Raw genomic sequence first — 7,300 nt, 5'->3', positions numbered from 1 at the left:
GATACTAAAGCAGAATATATTAAAAACAGACCTTTTGATAAGAGACATTATAAAAAGATGGTCATTTCCTTCCTTGAGAAATTTAATGGGGCAACACGGAAGGAGATCGATCAGCTCCTGATCGATAAATTATCTGATGTTCTTTCTGATTCTCAGAAACGGGATGTAATCAAGAATCTGCTACAAGAGATGAAACGCGAGAACACCATTAATATTGTTGGCAAGTCCAGATGGGCACGATGGGTTCTGTCTAAACCCGAGCAGGATGAAAAAAGTTAGACAGAGATTAGACCTAGACAAGATTGAGTAAACTTGTTTCAGGAGGTATTTTTAAAAAACATCTGTCTAATGAAGAGTTATCTCGTTCTGATTACCTTGTTTTTATAGATAGATGTGTGTTAAAAACTGATAGTGTTGTTTTAATCACCCCCAATCAGAAACAAAGCCACCTTTTCCTCTGCCACTTCTCCAGTATATTCCGAATCTGCCAGGGAGTAATACCCACCTTCACCGCTCCGGGCTCTGCAGGTTTGAAAACGAGAACACAAAGATATATCTCAAAATGATAACCAGGATCATCCCCTCGATCCGGGTTGCGATCATCTCTCCCCCTGATGAGATGTTCTTCACTTCTGACACTGAAGCAGACCTCACAGATTGTCATCTTCATCTTGGGATCATACCAAATCGCTTAATGAGTATCACATAGTTTACACCGGCAAAGATCCGTATAAATCCGCTGTATCGCTGCCGGATTGAGCAAATCTGGCAGACTCCGAAACGTTAGTGCCTCATCATAGCATCGCTTACGGCTCTTCTTGAGACTCCCGACCTGTTTGCTATCCGCTCCCGGTAATACACCCACTCCAATCAGTAGCAATCACAAGAATCGAAACAATACTTCAGTAAGATCTAGAGGAAAAGAGATTCTTGTTTAAACTCCTCTATACTGTCAAAAGTCTGATGAAAAAGGCTAAAAAATGGGACAACTTGATGGTACAAACATTCGGATTTGTAAAACAATGGAAGACGAAAAAATCCGACCGGAGGGAGGCTGATTAATGCGGGGAAAGGGAGTCGAACCCCTGAACTCCTATGAGAAACGCTCTTGAGGCGTTCGCCGTTGACCACTTGGCTATCCCCGCACAAGAATAGGAATAGTGTGAATAGGTATCCACACCACGCTGACCTTAAACTGTTGTTCTGTGAAATATTAGTAAGTTACCCGTACGTGAACCCTACTGATGACACCCGCACCCGACACCGGGGTCCTCTATAGCGACACTCATCTTTCCACCCGTCCGCTTCAGGTTCGAAGCAGGATCAACAAGCCCATGATCGCCCCGTGGATCGATGATCAAAAAGAACGGGTAACTCTGCTGCGGAATATATCCGGGAACCGTGAAGGAAAGGCTCTCTTCCTTAACTTCTCCTGATTTCATCGGGCTGATCACTGCATCCACCGGAATCAGTTCATTCCCACCGAGAAACGCATGCACCTCCACCTGGCTCGCAGAGGTATCATCAGCACCAAGGTTTCGTATCGTCACTCCCGGTTTAATCCCAGAACCAGGTTCTACCCTTACTGCCGTGTCAATACCAGATATTGTGTCTATTGTATATCTGGGACCAGTAGATGATGCACCACTTGCTGCAAGTCTCCCTGCCATATCATGACCTGCCTGACCCGGGGTTGAAACAACTACGGTGGATGTAGCAGAAACTCCTTTGTCGCATGATGACGGAAACGATGACCCGGTCCCGTAGACGGCGAAAATTACATACGTCCCCGGAGTTACATCAACTGGAACCGCTGACTCCATGTGAACGGTTCCAGGTTCAGAACCTGAAGAGAGAGACTTCCAGGTAAGCAGTTTTGCATCCTTGCAGTCTCCATCCGGCTTGTTGAACCACAAGGTAAGATACCCATCCATACCCGTTGCTCCCGGAGAGAAGAGAAGATCAGTGGTGATATACCCCCCCTGCTCGGATGCTCCGGAAATTGAGAGGTTTACGGGCCCTGCCAGTGTCGGAGTGATTAATAAAAAGCAGAATAGTGCCAGGATGCCTGGCACCAGAATATACTTCATGCGGTACTCTTCTGCCTGACGTCTGATAATCTTCCCGGTTGCAGAAATCAGGGGCACTTACTCTTTTCCCAGGGATCAGGTTCAGGGATATAATCGGGTTCAGAATCCGGATCCCATGCATCAAGCATTTCCCGTAGTGTGTCAGCAAGAACCAAAACCTCTTCCCTGGTATTATAGCAGGCAACCGACGCCCTGACAGTCCCCTGGTCGCAGAAAGATCGGGCATACGGTTCTGCACAATGCATCCCACTTCTCACACAGATTGATGCCATCTCATCAAGCCGGGTTGCAACAAGATCCGGGTGAAGCCCCTGAACACCGAACGAGAGAACTGAAGTTCCCCTCGGGCTGAAGATATCAACCAGGCCAAGCTCTTCGAGGGCATCAAAAAGAGCAATCCCCAGGGCCTCTTCATGATCCGCGATCTCTTCGGCGCCTAGTTCGTCAACCAGCCTGATAGCAGGACCCATCCCGATAATCCCTGGAATGTTTGGTGTTCCTGGCTCAAGTCGTGCAGGAACAGGACGGAGGGTTACCTCCTCAAATGAGACGGAAGCAACAGTTCCGCCACCATACTGACTTTCTGACAGGGTTGCAGGATCCTCGGCATAAAGGGCACCAACACCCTGTGGACCAAGAAGCCCTTTGTGCCCGGCAATAGCCAGGTAATCCATTTTCGTGATATCAACAGGGATATGCCCGACCGACTGGGCACCATCAACCACGATGACTGCACCGGCATCATGGGTAATGTCTGCAATCTCGTCAACCGGCTGGATTGTCCCGGTCACATTTGTCATCTGGGTGACTGCGACCACACGGGTCTTTCCAGTGATCATATCACTCACAGAGTCGGGATCAACATACCCGCCTTCCTGTGGGATGATGCCAATCTTCACCCCCCGTTTCTTCAGCGCCATCCAGGGAAGCAGATTGGAGTGGTGCTCAAGGGCAGTGCAGAGCACTTCGTCACCTTTCTTCCAGGGGAGGCCCTGTGAAACGAGATTTATTGCCCCGGTGGTATTTCCGGTCCAGATGATCTGCTCCGGATAGGCACCGAGAAATGTGGCAAGTTCCTCTCTGCTCTCCTCACACCTGATTGTTGTCTCCCTGGCAAGCCGATGTGTGGCTCTCCCGTAATTCCCGGCGTATTCATAAAAGAAATCGCAGATCGCCTCAACTGACCGGACCGGAGTCTGGGTGGTTGCAGCGTTGTCAAGGTAGATGACCTCTTCGAGGACCGGGAACTCCTCTCTGAGAGCCGTGAGATTGTACATCTGATGTACGAGAATTAACCTGAAACTATAAAGGAGTCGTGGGTAATCAACTGAAAGGCCGGAAAATTACATGAAGTCAGCAAGCCCGAGCTGCTCTATCTTCTCCTCGCCGAAGGTTGATTCGATATTCATGTTGATAACCTCAACACGCTGCCGGGTGTATTCTGATATATGAAAATTCTCGCAGATCTCCTGTGACATCTTCAGGTACTTCTTCACCGAGCCTTCATGCACAGTCGGGATCACTGTTCCACCGCACCGGCATTTACCTGAAAGAGGCATACGACGGTAACTGGTGTTGCACTTTGTGCACCTGAACTTCTGTTTTGCAAACGCTCCGAGGTTTCCCTGAAGGTCACGGATGAAATGCGTCTGGAGAACCCGTTCAGCCACGTCATGCTCGTCAACGGCTTTGATCTTTCTTGCAAGTTCAAGCTCACAGTTGAGTTTGTCAACCATCGATTGGAGCTGGGTGTACATGGTATCCAGTGGTCCGGCTGATATGTCAGAGGTATCATGGGTGAAGAAGAAGCCCTCTATCTGGTTCTCTTTCCCAAGCCGCTTCTCAACCCGGTCGATGAGCCCTTCAACATCTTTCGGGTGGGCATACTCGAGTGCTTTGAGATACATCTCAAGCGGATACCCATCACAGACATCAAGGTTGTGACTCTCCTTGTCGATCTCGGTCGGGTCAATCCTGCTGCTGAGCACAAGCGGGGCATCCATTGATCCACCACGGGTCTCGGGAAGGAATGCACGGGAGAAGTTGATCAGCCCATCAAGCAGGAGCATAACACAGTCCTCGTCACCATCGCACTGCCCGGTGAAGATACCGTTCGCGACTACGTTATGGTCTCGGTCAACAGTCAGGCAATACACCCGCTCATCAGGAGACTGGACATAATCGATCGTGGCAATACGGTCAGAGATGACCACCCCACCTTCCCAGACCGGGACCGCATCCCCTACCTTCACCTCAAGGGCACGGATCTTGCGCAGGTAATCTACATCCCAGACCAGCATCGCATGGTCAGGAGTTACAATGAGCTCTTTTCCACGCACAGTTACGAATTTTATCAGATTCTGTGGAGACCGGTGTACCGAGATTGAAGTCACTTTGCGGATATGGGGCATACCCGAGGTGTCTATACTTCTGGCATAGGCAGGTCGTGTGGGATCTGCGTAAAAAGTCCCGATACTGTCCACTCCGGCCTGTGAGAGATCGAGTCGTTCAAGCACGAACTGACGGATCGGGACAGCGTGAATCCCTGTCTCATCACCGATCTCTATCAGGGTATCCCCAAAGAAGCAGTTCCGCCGTTTTGCTGCATGGAAGAAGGGATGCCCGTACCCGACATTTGCCTTTGAGAATCCGATCAGGCGGACAAGCACCCCGGCACTCGTATGGGGAGCAAGTCCGATGATGAGATGGCCGATTAGGTCGCTCCGCTTCTCGCAGTTGTAAAATGGTTCAAGTCCGTACACCTTCACAAGCAACTGGTCAATGAATTTGGTGCAGGCAAGTAGGTAATCTCCACATCCTTCAGGTACAAGGATGTCCTGGGGAGGGAGCTCCAGGATCTGCTCACGATCAGTCAGTTCCTTGCCATAGATATCATGGGTATACCCAATCTCAACCAGCCGCTCGGCCGGGACACTGATCTCACGAGGGCGGAAATGGGTGAGAGGCATATCGATGATATCAAACCTGACCGTGCCATCCTTGAAGACAAAAAGTTCGTTTAGGGATCTGAGGACTCCTTTCTCAAGCAGTTCAACAGGTTTGAGCCTTGAAACAAGACCTTTGACACCTTTCACCAGATCTCCAATCTGCTCCCTGACCCCGAGATTATCGAGTGCCTTCTGGTACTGCTGTTTGACATTGATCGTATATTCGCGTACGCAGGTTCCGGGAACCCCGCACTGTGGACAGGTTCCCTCTCCCACTTCAATGCCGCAACGGGGGCAGGCAATAACCGGAATAGTGTGTGCTCCACAGTTGCACCTGTTCAGATAGGTCTCGGTCCTGCAGGCTGGACAGCGACGAACTCCCATCTCAAGCTTAAGAATCCCTCCATCGGTATTGGCCTTGTAGGTGTGCTTTCCTGCCTCCTGAAGAGAGCGGCGTGATCCTCCACTTTCACCGACAGGAAAGAGCACATGGGGAGCAGGTTTCATTTCACGCGGCTTTGACTTGCCAGGCCGTCCCATTCGCCCCCCGATCCGGGTACCTGCCTTTGACCTGAACCTGAGTCCGGAAAGATGCATAACGAGATCAAGACTGACACCAGGAATCTCTCCTTCCCAGGAGGATTTCATGGAGAGGTTCTCATCAAGCCCGAGACATCTGCAGAAGAGGTGTGCCGGTGAGATCAGAAACATCTCATCACGAACCAGGTGCGGACAGAGGATGTTCTCAAGAATCTCCTTGATGGCAGGATCCTGGGAAATCTTCAGGGTATTATCAGTCAGTGATCCATGTTTGCTTATGTATTCGGCAAGTTCCCTGATCTCTTCCGGCTTCGCATCATCCCAGAGGAGAGTAAAGTCAGGATGAAGATATGCTCCAGCCTCGCAGCAGGAAAGAGCCTCCTCCTCGCTTGTCGGATGGCCGACGCCACCTTCCAGGTGCCACCATGCCTCACAGTAGGCACAGGGGACAAGAACATGGTTATTCTCCATGAACTCGCCGTAGCTGAGAAGAATCTCTCCCACATCAAGGATTGAGGCAACCTGCGGGGAGAGTTCACGTGCCTGTTTTGCATCATCAACCCTGAGAACATCCCCGTTGATCAGCCTGACCGTTGGCCCCTGGATAGAGTCAACCGGTGAAATACCAGCGGCTTTTCCAGGCCGCTCGGTCTTCATCTGGGTCCCTACCGCGAGAAAATCCCCAAGAATATGAAGAGTTGCAGGGTGAAGCCCGCCGGCTGCGAGACCAGTGTTTCGGGATCTCCCATACACTAGTCTGAACCCGCCTTTGCGCATCGGGTATGCAAAGACCGGTCGTCCACCAATGAGATCACGGAGGAACTTGTCTTTTGGATGGATACCGACCTCCTTCTCTTCGTGGTCAGACCCTGAAGGAGTGGTAGATTGCATCAGGCTTTCGAGCCAGTCCCACCCGCTCATCTTCATCTTTTTCACATTGCGCATCACCTTGGGGGCCTTCAGGATAAGCCCTTCAGCGATGACGAGAGCCATTCCACCCCTGACCGTGTTTGTCTCAACACGCTCAAGATTCCGGTACCCCGAGACCTCCTCCCGTTCTGTGGGTTCACCATCGATGCAGACCGGACAGTTCTGAATGATCAGCCTGATCTCTTCAGGAGACGGGAGGTACTGCAGGCTCATGATCGAGTTATACTGTCTGATCTCCTCGACATACCGTTCCACCTCTTCAGGTCGTGGGATGTACCGGTTGAGTCCGAGTAGACTCCTGACATAATCACCTACAAGAACAGAGAGTGCCTGTGCAGTACCACCAGCACTCCGGATTGGACCGGCATAATAGATCGAGAGATACTCGGTCCCGTCATCATTCTTTTTTATTGCAATCTTTGCGATCCCTTCGATCGGTGCAGATACCACACCCTCGGTGACCAGAGCCATTGAGGTCCGTATTGTGTGGTCCAGGATCTGTTCGTTGTCTGTCTCACCGAACTTTCGTGTTGCAAACACATCACCGATCTTGAGGGAAGCCTCCTCACGTGACATCCGGGACTCAAGATCACGGATACAGGCCGCAACCCCTTTGATCCCGACCTGTGCCTCAACACGGTCCGCGAGATCATTAGCTATCGGGATCTCCACCACGGTCTCCGGATCGATCCCGACCTTCCTGGCTTGTCCCGCTACTTCCATCGCCTTTGCTAATCCGGCATTCAGGCGATCATAGTACTTCTGCATATGAGGAGAGATATCAGCCATGAC

General features: G+C 50.9%; 4 protein-coding genes, 1 tRNA gene and 1 pseudogene. 1 reads left to right on the top strand and 5 read right to left on the bottom strand.

The window, feature by feature from the left end:
* A pseudogene (locus tag VN429_RS03260) lies at positions 1-279 on the top strand (transcriptional regulator); the annotation flags it as partial.
* 228 nt (positions 280-507) lie between these two features.
* Here VN429_RS03260 and VN429_RS03255 read toward each other — a convergent pair.
* The 5 genes from VN429_RS03255 to VN429_RS03235 form a co-directional block, all read right to left on the bottom strand.
* Positions 508-639 carry a hypothetical protein gene (locus VN429_RS03255; protein ID WP_325629740.1) on the bottom strand — a complete coding sequence of 44 codons (132 nt, stop codon included), beginning with the start codon at positions 637-639 and terminating at the stop codon, positions 508-510.
* A 423-nt stretch (positions 640-1,062) separates the two neighbouring features.
* Positions 1,063-1,145, bottom strand: a tRNA-Leu gene (locus tag VN429_RS03250).
* Between the two features lie 93 nt (positions 1,146-1,238).
* Positions 1,239-2,147, bottom strand: a complete 909-nt coding sequence (locus VN429_RS03245; protein WP_325629738.1) for a hypothetical protein — start codon at positions 2,145-2,147, stop codon at positions 1,239-1,241.
* Positions 2,138-3,367, bottom strand: a complete 1,230-nt coding sequence (locus tag VN429_RS03240; RefSeq protein WP_325629736.1) for an aminotransferase class V-fold PLP-dependent enzyme — start codon at positions 3,365-3,367, stop codon at positions 2,138-2,140. Before VN429_RS03240 ends, VN429_RS03245 begins: the two co-directional genes overlap by 10 nt.
* A 66-nt stretch (positions 3,368-3,433) precedes the next feature.
* A complete protein-coding gene (locus VN429_RS03235) occupies positions 3,434-7,297 on the bottom strand; it encodes a DNA-directed DNA polymerase II large subunit (protein ID WP_325629734.1) in 3,864 nt (1,287 codons plus the stop codon).
* Positions 7,298-7,300 lie beyond the last annotated feature (3 nt).

It is taken from the genome of Methanospirillum sp. (assembly GCF_035560735.1).
Lineage (GTDB): Archaea > Halobacteriota > Methanomicrobia > Methanomicrobiales > Methanospirillaceae > Methanospirillum.
Note: the sequence above shows the minus strand (reverse complement) of the source record. Positions and strands in the feature narration are given on the sequence as shown.

Coding starts and splice junctions, on each gene's coding strand:
- VN429_RS03235 (WP_325629734.1), bottom strand. CDS start 7,297: ATGGCTGATATCTCTCCTCATATGCAGAAGTACTATGATCGCCTGAAT.
- VN429_RS03240 (WP_325629736.1), bottom strand. CDS start 3,367: ATGTACAATCTCACGGCTCTCAGAGAGGAGTTCCCGGTCCTCGAAGAG.